Below are 14,168 nucleotides of genomic sequence, written 5' to 3' on the forward strand. Positions count from 1 at the left end.
TACGCCGGTGAGGCGCACGGCGGCGTGAAGCCCGCCAACTTCCTCGACATCGGCGGCGGCGCCAACGCCCAGGTGATGGCCGACGGCCTCGACGTGATCCTCAACGACGAGCAGGTCAAGAGCGTCTTCGTCAACGTCTTCGGCGGCATCACCGCCTGCGACGAGGTCGCCAACGGCATCAAGGGTGCCCTGGAGATCCTCGGCGACAGCGCCACCAAGCCGCTCGTCGTGCGCCTCGACGGCAACAACGTCGACAAGGGCCGCGCGATCCTCGACGAGCTCAACCACCCGCTGGTCACCCAGGTCGACACGATGGACGGCGCGGCCGACAAGGCCGCCGAGCTCGCCCACCAGGCCTGAGAGAGAGAACTGAACCGATGAGCATCTACCTCAACAAGGACAGCAAGATTATTGTCCAGGGCATGACGGGCGGCATGGGTGCCAAGCACACCACGCTGATGGTCGAGTCCGGCGCCAACATCGTCGGCGGCGTCAACGCGCGCAAGGCCGGCACCACCGTCGAGCTCGGCGGCAAGGAGCTCCCCGTCTACGGCTCGGTCGCCGAGGCGATGAAGGAGACCGGCGCCGACGTGTCCGTCGCCTTCGTCCCGCCGGCGTTCACCAAGGACGCCTGCATCGAGGCCATCGACGCCGAGATCCCGCTCCTGGTCGTCATCACCGAGGGCGTGCCGGTGCTCGACACCGCCGAGGTCGTGCAGTACCTCGAGGGCAAGTCCACCCGCATGATCGGCCCCAACTGCCCGGGCATCATCACGCCGGAGGAGTCGCTGGCCGGCATCACCCCGCACACGATCGCGGGCAAGGGTCCCGTCGGCCTGGTCTCCAAGTCGGGCACGCTGACCTACCAGATGATGTTCGAGCTCAAGGACTTCGGCTTCACGACCGCCATCGGCATCGGCGGTGACCCGATCATCGGCACCACCCACATCGACGCGCTCGAGGCCTTCGAGAACGACCCGGAGACCAAGGCGATCGTGATGATCGGCGAGATCGGCGGCGACGCCGAGGAGCGGGCCGCGGCCTACATCGCCGAGCACATCAGCAAGCCGGTGGTCGGCTACGTCGCCGGCTTCACCGCGCCGGAGGGCAAGACCATGGGCCACGCCGGCGCCATCGTGTCGGGTTCGTCGGGAACCGCGCAGGCCAAGAAGGAGGCCCTGGAGGCGGCCGGCGTGCGGGTCGGCAAGACCCCCAGCGAGACCGCCCGGCTGATGCGGGAGCTGCTCAGCTCCTGAGGTGGACGTGCCGGACGCCGGCGCGTCCCGGCCGGTCAGCCGACTCCCGCCCGCACCTGGATCGGCGTTTCCCGGGTGCGCCGGTCCCGCTAGGTATAGCTTGTGCGCTGTTGTGAGCCAGCTATGGGCTCTCCTAGAGCGGGGAGAACGGCGATGACCACCCACGAACCTCAGCAGCCCGAACCCGGCAGCGTGCCGGGCCAGCCGGGCACCCCGCCCGCCGGGTACGGCGAGCCGGGGACGCAACCGCCGGCTGGTTACGGCGAGGCGGAGACGCAACCGCCGGCCGGCTACGGCGACCCGGCGATGGCGCCGCCGGCCTTCGGCCAGCCGCTGGCCGGTGACCCGATCTATCCACCGGCGGCCGGCGAGCCCGCCTACCCATCCGCTGCCGGCGACCCGGCCTACCCGCCGGTGGCCGGCCAGCAGGCCTTCACCCCCGGTTACACCGAGCCGGTACCCGGCATGCCCGGCGCAGGTCCGGCGGCGATCGGCCAGCCCGCCGCCCCCGGGTCGGTAGCGGGTCGTTCGGGTATGCCTGCCTTCGACGTGGCGAACGTCAACCCGCTGGACTGGGGCATCATCGCGGCCGGCCTGATCGCGCTGATCTTCTCCACCTTCGGCTACTACACCTACAAGATCTCCCTGGGCGGCTTCTCCCAGTCGACGTCGGTCAGCGCCTGGCACGGCGCCCTCGCGCCGATCGCCACCCTGCTGGCACTGGCCGCCTCGCTGCTGCTCGCGGTGGAGTTGCTCAGCACGGTCAAGCTGGCGTTCCCGGTTCGGCTGGTGGTGCTGGCCGCCTTCGCCCTGGCCTCGCTGCTGCTCCTGCTGGCGCTGTTCGTGGTGCCGGGCAACACCGGCAACGCCGACGTGCTGGGCATCGGCATCGACAAGGGGCACGGCATCGGCTACTGGATCAGCCTGCTGGCCGTGCTGGCCGGTACCGGGCTTGCCGCCAAGCGGTTCGTCGACACCGGCGGGAAGCTGCCGGCTCGCGGCTGACCCGGCGGGCCGGGCCATCGCCTAGATTTGGCCCATGAGCTCCCTCGATCAGCTTGCCGCCGGCGCCCTGGTGCGGGCTCGTCCCTGGGACGTGGCGGGTGCCGCGTTCGGTGCTCCGATGGTGCTCTGGGGCTTTCTGGGATGGTTCGGCACCGTCGGCGACTCGGGCGGCGGCATCTCCGGCTTCTACTCCGGCACCGGAGCGGCGGGCATCGGGCTGGTGCTGGCCGCGAGCGCGGTGACCCTGCACCAGATGCTGGCCGGCCGGGCGCATTCGGCCGAGACGCCGCCGGTCGCCGCGATGCTGGCGGCCGGCGCGGCGATCATCGTGCTGGGCGGCATGGTCGCCAAGCCGGACAGCGCCACCGTCCAGGCCGGCTCGGTGGCCGGCCTGCTGACCGCCGCCGGCCAGGCCGTCGCGCTGACGGTCGGCTGGCTGCGCGGCAGCGACAAGTCGGTGCGGGCCGAGCGGGTCCGGGCCCTGCACGCCGAGCAGGCGGCCGCCGACCTGGCAGCCAGCCAGCGCTACGCCGGCTACTACCCGCCGGGCTATCCCCAGCAGTACGGCCAGCCCGGTTACGGCCAGACGGCTTACGGCCAGCCCGGCTATGGCCAGCCGGGGTACGGGCAACCGGGTTACGGGCCCGGCTACGGCCGGCCCGGCTACGGTCAGCCGAGCTACGCCCCCGGCGGTTACCGCCAGCCGGCCCACCACCCCCAGTCCGCTTCCGGCCCGCCGGCTCCGTACGGGCAGCCCGGCCCGGCGCAGCAGGGCCAGTGGGGGCAACCCGGCCAGCCCGGCCAGCCCGGCTGGCCGCAGCCCGGGCAGTCGGCCTGGGGACCGTCCCAACCGGGCCAGCCGGCCCCGCCGCCGTACCGGCAACCGGCCCCGGACCAGCCGCGGCAGCCGGCACCCGGACAGCCGTCCCGGCCGCCCGGCCAGTGGCCGCAGTCTCCGGGCTGACCCGGCGCGCCTGGTTCGACATTCCGGCTCGCTTTGCGAGCCTGACAGGATGAGCTCCACCGACCAGCAGTACCCGCCCGGTTGGCTGACCCGCTTCCGGCGCGGGGTCGGCTCCGGGGTGGCGGTGCTGCTGATCGCGCTCGGCGGCTGCGCGGTGGCCTGTTACGCGGCCTGGCTGATGCCGGGCGCCGACACCGCGACGGCCACCTCGGCGTTGAAGGCTGCCGCGCTGGTGCTGCTGGCCGGCGGCCACGGCGGGCTGGTGCTGGCCGGCACCCCGGTCAGCCTGGCGCCGCTGCTGGTGACCGCGCTGCTGGGCTGGCTGGTGGCCGCGCACGCCCGGCGGCAGGACTCGTGGTCCGGTTTCGCCGGCCTCACCGCGGGCTACGTCACGGCCTCGGCGGTGCTGGCCAGCTGGTCCCGGCTGGGCAGCACGCACGCCCCGGTGCTGCGCAGCGCGCTCGCGTCGGCAGTGTTCGTGCTGGCCGTGGGCGGCACCGCCCGAGGTGCCGAGCAGCTGTGGTCCCGGCTGCCGGCCCGCTGGCAGCAGGTATCCCGCGCTGCCGGCCTGGCAGCGGCCGGCTACCTGGCGGCGGGCGCGCTGCTGGCGGCCGGGACGCTGGTCGTGCGCTTCTCCGACGCGGTCGCCCTGCAGCGCCAGCTCGCGCCAGGACCCGCCGGGCTGCCGGTCGCGTTGCTGGGCATCTCGGCGACGCCCAACGCGGTGCTGGCCGCCGTGGGCTACCTGACCGGGACCGGCTTCGGAGTCGGCGCCGCCACCTCGGTGTCGCCGTTGTCGGTCAGCTCCGGCCGGGTGCCAGTCTTTCCGTTGCTGGCGGGGCTGCCGCACCAGCAGCCGCCGGCCTGGCTCGCCGTCCTAGTGGTGCTGCTGCCGGCCCTGCTGGCCGGCTGGGCGGTGCTGCGCACGGTGACGGCGGCGCACTCCTGGACCGGCCGGCTGGCCGACTGCGCGGCCGCGGCGGCACTGGCCGGGATCGTGCTGGCCGCGCTGACCGGACTGGCCGCCGGCGACCTGGGACGAGGCGGGCTGCGTGGCATCGGAGCGACCTGGTGGGCGGTGGGCCCGAGCGCGGCGCTGCTGGTGCTGCTGGGCGCGGCGTGCTGGCTGGGCGTCGAGGCGCTGCGCGACCGGCTCGCCCGGCCTGCCGCCCCTGGCCTGTACGCCCTGCCGGGGGACGCCGAGCCCGAAGTCGAACCCGCACCGCGGCCGGCCGCCCGCACCGAGGAGCCGGCGGCCCGCTCGCGCACCGCCAGCTGACCGGACGACCAGACCCGACGCCCCGGACCCGACGACCAGACCGGACGACCGGGCCGGCCGGTCAGCAGTACCGGGACGGCCGCAGCGGGCCGGGTCAGCCCCGCTAGGGTGGGCGCCGTGACCGTCCGGCTCGTGGTGCTCGCATCCGGCTCGGGAAGCACCCTGCAGGCGGTGCTGGACGCCGTCGCCGAGCCCGCGTTCGGGGCTGAGGTGGTGGCCGCGGGCACCGACCGGCCGGGCTGCCCGGCGATGCGGCGCGCGACCGACGCCGGCGTGCCGACCTTCGCGGTGGCGCTGGCCGACCATCCGGACCGGGACTCCTGGAACGCCGCGCTGGCCGACGCGATCGCCGCCCACCAGCCGGACCTGGTGCTGCTGGCCGGCTTCATGCGGGTGCTGGCCGCCGAGACGGTCGGCCGGTTCGAGATGGTCAACACCCATCCGTCACTGCTGCCGTCCTTCCCCGGCGCGCACGCGGTCGCCGACGCGCTGGCGCACGGCGTCAAGGTCACCGGGGTCACCGTGCACCGGGTCGACGCCGGCCTGGACTCCGGCCAGATCCTGGCCCAGACCGCGGTGCCGGTGCTCGCTGACGACACCGTCGACACCTTGCGGCAACGCATCCAGGCCGCCGAGAAACCCCTGTTCGTCCACACCGTCGGCCAGCTGTGCCGGCAGAAGTCCGACAGCCGCGAGGAGATGCCAACCCGATGACCCGAGTTTCCGTGCGCCGCGCGCTGGTCAGCGTCTATGACAAGAACGGGCTGGCCGAGCTGGCGCGGGGCCTGCACGAAGCCGGCGTGGAGATCGTCTCGACCGGTTCGACGGCTGCCCGGATCGCCGAGCTCGGCGTCCCGGTGACCCCGGTCGAGGAGGTGACCGGCTTTCCCGAGATCCTGGGCGGCCGGGTCAAGACGCTGCACCCGCACGTGCACGCCGGCCTGCTGGCCGACCAGGGCGACCCGGAGCACCTGGCCACGGTGCGCGACCTCGGCATCGAGCCGTTCCAGCTGGTGGTGGTCAACCTCTATCCGTTCCGGGAGACGGTCGCCGGCGGCGCCTCGACCGCCGAGATCATCGAGCAGATCGACATCGGCGGCCCGGCCATGGTGCGGGCCGCCGCCAAGAACCACGGCTCGGTCGCGGTGGTGGTCGATCCGGCGGGCTACCCCGAGGTGCTGGCCGCGGTCGCGTCCGGCGGCTTCGACCTGGCCGGCCGGCGGCGGCTGGCGGCCCGCGCCTACGCCCACACCGCCGCCTACGACGCCGCGGTGGCCAACTGGTTCGGCCAGCAGACTCCGGACGACGCCGAGCCGGACGCCGAGGTCCCCGGCTGGTCGCCGTACCCGCGCTGGTCGCCCTACCTCGGGCTGGCGCTGGAGCGGGCCGCCGTGCTGCGCTACGGGGAGAACCCGCACCAGCGGGCCGCGCTGTACGTGCAGCAGGGCGCCGAGCCCGGCATCGCGCAGGCCGAGCAGCTGCACGGCAAGGCGATGAGCTTCAACAACTACCTCGACTCCGACGCCGCGTACCGGGCCGCGTTCGACTTCGCCGAGCCGTGCGTGGCGATCGTCAAGCACGCCAACCCGTGCGGCATCGCGGTCGGGTCCGACATCGCCGAGGCGCACGCCCTGGCCCACGCCTGCGACCCGGTCTCGGCCTACGGCGGGGTGATCGCCACCAACCGCCCGGTCACCGCGGCGCTGGCCGAGCAGGTCGCCGACGTCTTCACCGAGGTGATCCTGGCGCCGGCCTTCGAACCGGACGCACTGGAGCTGCTGACGGCGAAGAAGAACCTGCGGCTGCTGGTGGTGCCGGGGCCCCGGCCGGTCGGCGTCGAGCCGCGGCCGATCTCGGGCGGCATGCTGATGCAGGACGCCGACGCGATCGACGCACCCGGCGACTCGCCGGCCGGCTGGACGCTGGCCTGCGGTCCGGTGCTGGCCGAGGCGGAGCTGGCGGAATTGGAGTTCGCCTGGCGCGCGGTGCGGGCCGTCAAGTCCAACGCCATCCTGCTGGCCCGCAACCGGGCCACCGTGGGGGTCGGGATGGGCCAGGTCAACCGGGTGGACTCGGCCCGGCTGGCGGTGGCCCGGGCCGGCGACCGCGCCGCCGGCAGCTACGCCGCCTCCGACGCCTTCTTTCCGTTCCCGGACGGGTTGCAGGTGCTGATCGAGGCCGGCATCCGGGCGGTGGTGCAGCCCGGCGGCTCGGTCCGCGACGCCGAGGTGATCGCCGCCGCCGAGGCCGCCGGGCTGGCGATGTACCTCACCGGCACCCGGCACTTCGCGCACTGATGACCGGGCCCGCCGACGCCGGGATGACCGGGCCCGCCGACGACGAGGGAACCGGCCAGCCGTCGGCCACCGGGGCGGCGCTGCCGTCCTGGTTCGCCGAGCTGGTGGCCGCCGGCCCGGAGATCGCCGACGAGGACTTCGTCGGCACCGACCTGCGGCAGCTGTCGCTGCGCCGGCTGCACTTCAGCCGGTGCCGGTTCGACGAGGCGTCGCTGGACGAGCTGGCCACCGAAGCGTGCAGCTTCACCGACTGCAGCTTCGACCGGGCCGAACTGGTCGGCTCCTCGCACCTGCGCACCGCGTTCGTGGCCTGCTCGTTCGTCCGCACCCGGTTCACCGGCGCCAGCCTGGTGGCGTGCAAGCTGACCGGCTCGACATTCTCCGACACCCCGCTGCGCTCGGCCACCATCGCCGGCGGCGGCGACTGGAGCGCGGTGGCGCTGGGTGGCGCGGACCTGCGCGAGCTGGACTTCACCGACGTCAAGCTGGTGGACGCCAACGTCACCGGCGCCAAGCTGGACCGCTGCGTGTTCACCGGGGCGAACCTGACGGGTTTGCGCTGGGGGCAGGCCTCGCTGCGCGACGCCGACCTGCGCGGCGCGGTGATCGAGGGGCTCGATCCTCGGATCGCCGACCTGACCGGCGCCCGCGCCACCGTCGAGCAGGCACTGACCTTCGCCCAGTACCTCGGCCTGCGGATCGGCTGAGCGGTCGGCTGGCAAGATGGGCGCGGTGACGGCAACCCTCCTGGACGGCAAGGCAACCCTGGCCTCGATCAAGGCCGAGCTGGCCGAGCGGGTCGCGGCGCTGGCCGCCCGCGGGGTGGTACCAGGGCTCGGCACCGTGCTGGTGGGCGACGACCCGGGCAGCCGGTGGTACGTCGCGGCCAAGCACCGCGACTGCGCCGAGATCGGCATCGCCAGCATCCAGCGTGAGCTGCCCGCCACCGCGAGCCTGGCCGAGGTGCTGGCCGTGGTGGACGAGCTCAACGCCGACTCCTCCTGCACCGCGTTCCTGGTCCAGCAGCCGACCGGCCTGGACGAGTTCGCGATCCTGAGCCGGGTGGACCCGGTCAAGGACGTCGACGGCCTGCACCCGTTCAACCTCGGCTCGCTGGTGCTCGGCCAGCCCGGCCCGTTGCCGTGCACCCCGCTGGGCATCGTCGAGCTGCTGCGCCGGTACGGGGTGCCGATGGCCGGGGCGCACGCGGTGGTGGTCGGGCGCGGGCTGACCGTGGGACGTCCGCTGGGGTTGCTGCTGACCCGGCGCTCGGAGAATGCCACGGTGACGCTGTGCCACACCGGTACCCGGGACCTCGCCGACCAGGTACGCCGGGCCGACATCGTGGTGGCCGCCGCCGGGGTGCCCGGCCTGATCACCGCCGACATGGTCAAGCCCGGCGCCGCGGTGCTCGACGTCGGGGTCAGCCGGGTGGACGGCAAGATCGCCGGTGACGTCGCGGCCGGGGTGGCCGAGGTGGCCGGTTTCGTCGCGCCCAATCCCGGCGGGGTGGGCCCGATGACCCGGGCGATGCTGCTGTCCAACGTGGTGGCGGCGGCCGAGCGGCTGGCCGCCACCGAACACTTGGCCGCGGGCTGAACGGCGCGGGGGATGGCCAGCGGGTTTTCCAGCCGGGACTTCAAGGAGATCCCATTCACGGTGGTGCTGCTGATGGAGCTCGGCGCGGTGCTGTCGGTGGCGCTGGCGCCGCAGCACTGGTTGCGGGCGGTGGCCGGCATGACCGCCGGCCTGCTGGTGGCCGGCCTGCTGCGGCTGGTGCTGACCGACGAGCAGGCGGGCCTGCTGCGGGTGCGCCGGCGCAGCTTCGACGTCGCCTGCTACTGGGGACTGGCGGTGCTCACCTTCACGGTCGCGGTGGCCCTGCCGCAGCGCTGAGGTCCCCGGGCTTCGCGTTCCCCGGCCCGTGATACATTTTGTATCATGACTGCGCCCACCGAGGAGCTAGAACGCGCGCAGCTCGAACTGGGGCGGCTGAGCTTCGAGCTGTCCCAGGCTCGGCTGCGGCTGACCGACGCGGTGGTGCGCGCCTCGGAGGCCGGCCTCAGCCAGCGGGCGATCGCCGCCGCGCTGGGCACCAACCAGGTAGCCGTGCACCGGATGCTGGCCCGGCGGACAACGGACCCCGCACTTCCCGCTCCGGTGCACTACGACCGGCCGGACGCCCGGTTCCGCTACGAACTGCACCGCGAGATCGCCCGGCACGTGCTGGCCGGTGAGCTGTCGGTGGAGCGCGCCGAGGCTGAGTTGCACCGGATTCGGGGCACGGTGCACGGCCGGTCGGCCAATCGCTGGCTGGCGGAGTGGGCGACCATCCTGCGGCTGCCCCCCGCGCGCATGGTCGAGGCCTTCTTGGTCGGAGGGGAGAAGGGCGAGGACCTGCGCCAGGTGAGCCCGCTGCTGGGCATCGTGAGCGAGGACGAACGCACCGCGGCGCTCAACCGGGCCTACCGCAGGTGAACCGGATCGACCTGCTGCACCTGATCCGGGCCGCCTGTGACCTCCTCGATGTCGACGAGGTGGTGGTGCTCGGCAGCCAGGCCATCCTGGCCACCCTTCCGGAAGATGACCTGCCTGCTGAGGCAACCCGATCCCGGGAGGCCGACATCGCCGCTCCGGTCGACCCGGACGAATCGCTGTCGCACCTGCTGGCCGGCGTCCTCGGCGAGGACTCCGCTTTCGACCGCGCCAACGGGTACTTCGCCGACGGCGTCAGCATGACCACGGCACACCTGCCGGGGGACTGGCAGCAACGAGCGGTCCGGCTCGGGTCTTACTCGGTGCTCCGCCGCCGGACGGTGGTAGGGATCTGCCCGGAAGCCCATGACCTGTGCGCCTCGAAGCTCTCGGCGTTCCGGGAGAAGGATCTGGAGTTCGTCGGATCCCTGGTCGAGGCGGGCATCGTGGCCGCCGGAACGTTGCGCGACCGGCTGGCTACCGTACCGGGCATCGACCCGCTCGCCCTGAGCCGTGCCGTCAGCTGGCTGGACAGCCTGTCCTGAGAGGGCGGCAGGAACTGGTCCGGGAGACCTGACGTGATCCAGGTCAGGTTGGCAACTCCTGGCCGTCGGACCCCCGAAACCGGCGCGGTATGGTCGCCGACATGACGAAAACTCCCGTGAATGTCACCGTCACCGGCGCCGCCGGCCAGATCGGCTACAGCCTGCTGTTCCGGATCGCCGCCGGGCAGCTGCTCGGTCCGGACGTGCCGGTCCGGCTCCGGCTGCTCGAGATCGCCCCGGCCCTCAAGGCCGCGGAGGGCACCGCGATGGAGCTGGACGACTGCGCCTTTCCGCTGCTGGCCGGTATCGACATCACCGACGATGCCCGGGCCGCCTTCGACGGCGTGAACGTGGCGCTGCTGGTGGGCGCCCGGCCGCGCACCGCCGGCATGGAACGCGGCGACCTGCTGTCGGCCAACGGCGGCATCTTCAAGCCGCAGGGTGAGGCCATCAACGCCGGCGCCGCTTCCGACGTCCGGGTGCTGGTGGTGGGCAACCCCGCCAACACCAACGCGCTGATCGCCGCCGCGCACGCGCCGGACGTCGGCAAGGACCGGTTCACCGCGATGATGCGGCTGGACCACAACCGGGCGCTCAGCCAGCTGGCCCACAAGACCGGCAGCGCGGTGAGCGAGATCCGCAAGCTGACCGTGTGGGGCAATCACTCGGCCACCCAGTACCCCGACATCCGGCACGCCGAGGTGGCTGGCAAGAACGCCGCGGACCTGGTCGACCAGTCCTGGATCGAGAACGAGTTCATCCCGACGGTCGCCAAGCGCGGCGCGGCGATCATCGACGCGCGCGGGGCGAGCTCGGCCGCCTCGGCCGCCAACGCCGCCATCGACCACGTCTACGACTGGGTCAACGGCACCCCCGAGGGCAGCTGGACGTCGGTGGGCATGGTGTCCGACGGCTCGTACGGCATCCCCGAGGGCCTGATCGCCGGCTTCCCGGCCAGATCGGTGAACGGCAGCTGGCAGATCGTGCAGGGCCTGGAGATCGACGAGTTCTCCCGCGGCCGGATCGACGCCTCGGTCGCCGAGCTGATCGGGGAGCGGGACGCGGTCAAGGAACTCGGCCTGATCTGATCCGCAGCACCGACGGGGCCTGATCCCGTGTCGAACAAGGCCAGCCGGGCCGAAGTCCGGCTGGCCTTGTTCGTCCTGTTGTTCGGTCCCGGTGGGGATCCTCGTCAGAAAAAGTAGCGCGGTCGGGCATCCATTGTGATGGGGGTCACGAATAGCCACTATGGATCCGGTTCACCCACGACCGGGGGAGGGGTGAGCGCGTGGGGGGAGAGCGGCAGACGGCCGCTCGCGGACCGTCCAGCACGTCCGCGACTGCCCAACCCCGGGCCCCAGGTCATCGAGGCGCCGGGCGGGGTCGCGCACCAGGCCCGCTCAGAAAGGACTCCTCGATGACCGATTCCACCCGCCGCACCTTCCTGATCGCCAGCGGCGCCGGCGCCGCGGCGATCGGCATGGCGGCAGCCGTACCCGCCACTGCCGATGCCCGGACGTCCGATGCGGCATCAGCCACCCTTCCGCACGACGCCACCGACCTGGTGGCCCACGTCGCCGACCCCAGCAGTGGAACGGTGACGCTGCTGGTCGGTGAGCGGGAGGTGGTCGTGCACGACCGTGACCTGGTCGCCCGGCTGGCCCGCGCCGCCTCCCGGGAGCGATGATGTCCTCGCATCGCGAGGCACCGGAGATCTCGAAGGACCCGGTCGCCGACAACACCGACGTCTACGCCTTCGTCAGCCCCGACCGTCCGGACACGGTCACCCTGATTGCCAACTACATCCCGTTGCAGGCACCCAGCGGCGGGCCGAACTTCTACGAGTTCGGCGACGACGTGCTGTACCAGATCCACATCTCCAACGCCGGACGGGCCCGGGCCGACATCAGCTACCAGTTCCGGTTCACCACCAAGGTGATCAACCCCGACACCTTCCTGTACAACACCGGCCCGATCCGCTCGATCACCGACACCGCCAACTGGAACCGCCCGCAGTACTACTCGGTTACCCGCGTCGAACGCGGGGACGACGATGACGACCACCGGAGCACGGTGCTGGCCACCGGGCTGACCGTGCCGCCGGTGAACGTCGGGATTCGCAGCACCCCCGACTACGCCAACCGGTTCACCGCGGCCGCCGTGCACGAGCTGGGCCACGGCCGGCGGGTGTTCGCCGGCCAGCGTGCCGATCCGTTCCACGCCGACACCGGCAGCATCTTCGACCTCGGCACGCTGCGCCCGTTCGAGTTCGCCCACCTGATCCCGTCGGCCGCGGCGGTGGGGGTGAATGGCCTGCAGGGCTTCAACGTGCACAGCATCGCGATCCAGGTCCCGATCCGGGACGTGACCCGGCACGGGCATACCCCGCACGACGTGGCCGACGCCGGCTCGGTGATCGGGGTGTGGGCCTCGGCCAGCCGCCGCAAGTCCAAGGTGTTCGACGCCCGGCACGGCAAGTCCGCCAGCTACGGCCCGTACCGCCAGGTGTCCCGGCTGGCCAACCCGCTGTTCAACGAAGTCATCGTGCCGATGGCGGAGAAGGACCTGTGGAACGCCCTGGCTCCCTACCAGGACCGCCGGTTCGTCAAGTACGTGCTCGATCCGGAACTGCAGCGGCTGCTGCCGGTGCTCTACCCGTCGGTGTTTCCGAACCTGGCCGGCTACTCCAAGCCGCGCCTGGACCTGCAGGCGATCCTGCTGACCGGCATCCCGAAGGGGATCGTGCCCGGCTTCCAGAACTACACCGGACCGGTGCCGGCCGACCTGCTGCGGCTGAACGTGGCGGTGCCGCCGAGCAAGAACCCCAATCCGATCGGGCTGATCGCCGGCGACGCGGCCGGCTTCCCGAACGGGCGGCGGGTGGCTGACGACGTGGTCGCCATCGAGCTGCGGGCGGTGGCGGGCGCCACGATCCCGCTGGTGGATCCGTCCTTCACCCCGGACGGCGCCGCCGGCGTGCTCAACGACGGCACCAGCAACACCAACACGCCCTACCTCGACGCGTTCCCCTACCTCGGCACTCCGGGCGGGGGATACCAGAGCAAGCCGGGGACCCTGGTGCCCTGACCGCCTCGGGGAGTTCGGAAGCACACCGTGCTGTCGGCTGGGCCACCCGCCAGCCGGCAGCGCGGTTTCCTCTCCAGTCGCGATCGCATTCGCGCTTATAACGAAAGGAGTATCTGTCGATGGAGAACAACAGCCATGCCGGCCATGGGCCGGTGGTACTGGACATCGGCGGCGACATCGGCGCGCTGATCGTGACGATGCCGGCCGCCCTGGCCGGTGCCGAGGTGGAGGCCCGCCCGGTCGGCGGGACCGCCTTCGCGACCTACGCCGCCCACCCCGGCAGCCACCTGCCGCACGTCGCGGTGCTGCCCCGGCCCGGGTCGCCGGTGCGGCACACCGCGGTGTTCGCCGAGCTGCAGGACGGGGAGTACCAGCTGTACCTGCGCCCGGACCGCCCGGTCCGGCTGACCGCGGTGGTACGCGGCGGCGAGGTCAGCACCGCCAGCTGGCCGGCGGAGCAGGATTGATCAGAGCTCGTCGAGCACCGCCTGGCGCAGGATGTCCAGGCCCAGGCTGCCCAGGTTGAGCGCCCGGCGGTGGAAGGCCTTGAGGTCGAAGGCCGCCCCTTCGCGGGCCCGGGTCTCATCCCGCAGCTGCAGCCAGAGCCGCTCGCCGATCTTGTAGGACGGCGCCTGCCCCGGCCAGCCTAGGTAGCGCTCCAGCTCGTAACGCAGGAACTCGGTGCCCATGTTGGCGTGGTTGGTCAGGAACCGCCAAGCCTTGTCGTAGCTCCACGCTCCGCCGCCGACCTCGTCCGGCGCCGGAAACCCGCAGTGCACGCCGATATCGATCACCACCCGGGCGGCCCGCAGCGACTGCGCGTCCAGCAGGCCGAGCCGGTTGCCCGGGTCGTCCATGTAGCCGAGGTCGGCCATCAGCCACTCGGCGTACAGCGCCCAGCCCTCGCCGTGCCCGGACACCCAGGCCGCCAGCCGGCGCCAGCGGTTGAGCAGCTGCTTGCACTCCACGCCCTGCGCGACCTGCAGGTGATGGCCGGGCACCCCCTCGTGATAGACGGTGGTCAGCTCGCGCCAGGTGGAGAACTCGGTCACGCCGGCCGGCACCGACCACCACATCCGGCCCGGGCGGGAGAAGTCGTCGGACGGGCCGGTGTAGTAAATGACGCCGGTGTGGGTGGGCGCGATCAGGCACTCCAGCCGCCGGACCCGCTCGGAGATCTCGAAGTGGCTGCCGGACAGCGCCTCGATGGCGGCGTCGGAGCGTTCCTGCATCCAGGCCTGCAGCGCGTCGGTGCCGCGC

General features: G+C 72.6%; 16 protein-coding genes and 1 pseudogene. 16 read left to right on the forward strand and 1 reads right to left on the reverse strand.

From position 1 onward, the window contains the following. The 16 genes and pseudogenes from VLJ82_RS20150 to VLJ82_RS20225 form a co-directional block, all read left to right on the forward strand. A pseudogene (locus VLJ82_RS20150) lies at positions 1-360 on the forward strand (succinate--CoA ligase subunit beta); the annotation flags it as partial. A gap of 17 nt (positions 361-377) precedes the next feature. Then, a complete protein-coding gene (gene sucD / locus VLJ82_RS20155; RefSeq protein WP_408665160.1) occupies positions 378-1,256 on the forward strand; it encodes a succinate--CoA ligase subunit alpha in 879 nt (292 codons plus the stop codon). Between the two features lie 153 nt (positions 1,257-1,409). Continuing rightward, entirely contained in the window at positions 1,410-2,261 is an 852-nt protein-coding gene (locus VLJ82_RS20160) for a hypothetical protein (protein WP_408665161.1), read from the forward strand. 34 nt (positions 2,262-2,295) lie between these two features. Further along, a complete protein-coding gene (locus VLJ82_RS20165; protein WP_408665162.1) occupies positions 2,296-3,225 on the forward strand; it encodes a hypothetical protein in 930 nt (309 codons plus the stop codon). A 49-nt stretch (positions 3,226-3,274) separates the two neighbouring features. Continuing rightward, on the forward strand, positions 3,275-4,504 hold the full coding sequence (locus VLJ82_RS20170) for a DUF6350 family protein (RefSeq protein ID WP_408665163.1): 1,230 nt from the start codon (positions 3,275-3,277) through the stop codon (positions 4,502-4,504). A gap of 117 nt (positions 4,505-4,621) precedes the next feature. After that, positions 4,622-5,218, forward strand: a complete 597-nt coding sequence (purN, locus tag VLJ82_RS20175; RefSeq protein WP_408665164.1) for a phosphoribosylglycinamide formyltransferase — start codon at positions 4,622-4,624, stop codon at positions 5,216-5,218. Then, on the forward strand, positions 5,215-6,801 hold the full coding sequence (purH, locus tag VLJ82_RS20180) for a bifunctional phosphoribosylaminoimidazolecarboxamide formyltransferase/IMP cyclohydrolase (RefSeq protein WP_408665165.1): 1,587 nt from the start codon (positions 5,215-5,217) through the stop codon (positions 6,799-6,801). Before purN ends, purH begins: the two co-directional genes overlap by 4 nt. Next, positions 6,801-7,508 carry a pentapeptide repeat-containing protein gene (locus VLJ82_RS20185; protein WP_408665166.1) on the forward strand — a complete coding sequence of 236 codons (708 nt, stop codon included), beginning with the start codon at positions 6,801-6,803 and terminating at the stop codon, positions 7,506-7,508. Before purH ends, VLJ82_RS20185 begins: the two co-directional genes overlap by 1 nt. A gap of 25 nt (positions 7,509-7,533) precedes the next feature. After that, complete coding sequence (locus VLJ82_RS20190; protein WP_408665167.1) at positions 7,534-8,400, forward strand: bifunctional methylenetetrahydrofolate dehydrogenase/methenyltetrahydrofolate cyclohydrolase; 867 nt, start codon at positions 7,534-7,536, stop codon at positions 8,398-8,400. 12 nt (positions 8,401-8,412) lie between these two features. Next, entirely contained in the window at positions 8,413-8,697 is a 285-nt protein-coding gene (locus VLJ82_RS20195) for a DUF3017 domain-containing protein (protein ID WP_408665168.1), read from the forward strand. A gap of 45 nt (positions 8,698-8,742) precedes the next feature. Continuing rightward, entirely contained in the window at positions 8,743-9,279 is a 537-nt protein-coding gene (locus VLJ82_RS20200; protein WP_408665169.1) for a hypothetical protein, read from the forward strand. Continuing rightward, entirely contained in the window at positions 9,276-9,821 is a 546-nt protein-coding gene (locus VLJ82_RS20205) for a DUF6036 family nucleotidyltransferase (protein ID WP_408665170.1), read from the forward strand. The genes VLJ82_RS20200 and VLJ82_RS20205 overlap by 4 nt, the downstream gene beginning before the upstream one ends. A 101-nt stretch (positions 9,822-9,922) precedes the next feature. Next, positions 9,923-10,909 carry a malate dehydrogenase gene (locus VLJ82_RS20210; protein WP_408665171.1) on the forward strand — a complete coding sequence of 329 codons (987 nt, stop codon included), beginning with the start codon at positions 9,923-9,925 and terminating at the stop codon, positions 10,907-10,909. 329 nt (positions 10,910-11,238) lie between these two features. After that, a complete protein-coding gene (locus VLJ82_RS20215) occupies positions 11,239-11,508 on the forward strand; it encodes a hypothetical protein (protein WP_408665172.1) in 270 nt (89 codons plus the stop codon). After that, a complete protein-coding gene (locus VLJ82_RS20220) occupies positions 11,508-12,908 on the forward strand; it encodes a DUF4331 domain-containing protein (RefSeq protein ID WP_408665173.1) in 1,401 nt (466 codons plus the stop codon). The genes VLJ82_RS20215 and VLJ82_RS20220 overlap by 1 nt, the downstream gene beginning before the upstream one ends. Before the next feature lie 119 nt (positions 12,909-13,027). Next, positions 13,028-13,375, forward strand: coding sequence for a hypothetical protein (locus VLJ82_RS20225; RefSeq protein ID WP_408665174.1), 348 nt, complete (start codon positions 13,028-13,030; stop codon positions 13,373-13,375). On the opposite strand, the gene VLJ82_RS20230 is transcribed toward VLJ82_RS20225, so the two are convergent. Further along, on the reverse strand, positions 13,376-14,168 hold a 793-nt coding region (locus tag VLJ82_RS20230), incomplete at its 5' end, for a DUF885 domain-containing protein (RefSeq protein WP_408665175.1). It lies immediately after the preceding gene.

The organism is Jatrophihabitans sp., from assembly GCF_035474675.1.
Lineage (GTDB): Bacteria > Actinomycetota > Actinomycetes > Mycobacteriales > Jatrophihabitantaceae > Jatrophihabitans_A.